Source organism: Flavobacterium sp. W21_SRS_FM6, assembly GCF_052119645.1.
Taxonomy (GTDB): domain Bacteria; phylum Pseudomonadota; class Gammaproteobacteria; order Enterobacterales; family Alteromonadaceae; genus Paraglaciecola.
The window spans coordinates 1-1232 of the sequence record NZ_JBGQOM010000032.1; the positions used below are offsets into that span (position 1 = coordinate 1).

General features: G+C 42.5%; 1 protein-coding gene. It reads right to left on the reverse strand.

Annotated elements, in window-relative coordinates; translation table 11 throughout:
* Window positions 1–9: 9 nt before the first annotated feature.
* Window positions 10–1170 (reverse strand): IS30 family transposase, encoded by a 1161-nt coding sequence (locus ACEN2L_RS20705; protein ID WP_441745969.1) that lies wholly within the window; start codon window positions 1168–1170, stop codon window positions 10–12.
* Window positions 1171–1232 lie beyond the last annotated feature (62 nt).

A 1232-nucleotide genomic window follows, 5' to 3' on the forward strand; every position in this document is an offset into this window, starting at 1 on the left:
GCTGAGGATTCAAGCTAACAGCGCAACACTCTTTTCAATCATGTGTGATGGTGTTTTAAATTTCAATGTTTTTCTTGGACGCTCATTTAATTGAGTCGCAACCTCACTTAGTCGTGCTTGGCTATGGAATGATAAATCTGTCTTTTTGGGGAAGTATTGTCGAATAAGGCTATTGGTGTTTTCATTTGTGCCTCGCTGCCATGGGCACTGAGGATCGCAGAAGTAAACAGGCATCCCAAACTCTTCAGTAAGAACGCTATGTTTAGCCAATTCCATACCTCTGTCCCACGTCAAAGATTTTCGATATTTCAACGGCATTTGTCTAAATATTGCAAGCAGTGCATCGTTAACAGATCCGGCATCTTTTCCAGCTAGCTTTAGAATGATAGTGAAACGTGACTTTCTATCTACTAGCGTGGCAATGTGAGTGTTTTTTGACCCAGATACTAAGTCACCCTCCCAATGTCCAAGTGATCGCCTATTATCAATATGCTTCGAGCGCTCATGGATAGAGACACCATTAACAATATTAATTGAGCCTCTGTGCCCTTTGCGTGTATGAAAGCGACTGTGGCGCATAGGGCGCTTTCTACGTAAATGTTCTGAAAGCGAATGCTCAAGAATGTTTTTTGATCGCACATAAAGCGACTTATAAATTGTTTCGTGTGATACCTGCATCTTTTTATGTCTTGAATATTCGACGCTTAGCCAACCTGAAATTTGTTCCGGTGACCATTTCAATTCAAGTTTCTCTATCACAATTTGCTTTAGCTCAGGGTAACGCTGTAGCACTCCAAGCTTCGGTCGTTTCGCCATTCGCTTAGCCCTATTGTCCGCGTCTACAGCCTTGTAGTACCTGCGCCCTCGATTGCGAGCTACTTCTCTAGATATGGTTGACGGAGACCGATTTAACATTTTAGCGATTGCCCGAATACTCTTCTTTGCTGATAACGCGACGCGTATTTCTTCGCGTTCGCTCATAGATAGATGGGTAACATTTAGATGTCTAGGTTTCGGCTTAATGCCACCTGTTTCCCGTAAAATTGTAAAAACAGAGCCTGGCTTGGCCTCAATTACGCGACCAATATCGCTAAATCCAGCGCCGCCTTTCCATAGATCGAAAACAAGGTTTCTCTCGTCTGTGGTAAATGTACGTTTTAACCGTTTCATTCAATATCCTCATGCAATTCAGTATTTTAGTATAACTGTTGCTTTGATGACTTGAATCCTCA

What these genes read in the sequence shown, in the direction of transcription:
- ACEN2L_RS20705 (WP_441745969.1), bottom strand. Translation starts at nt 1,170, where the DNA reads ATGAAACGGTTAAAACGTACATTTACCACAGACGAGAGAAACCTTGTT.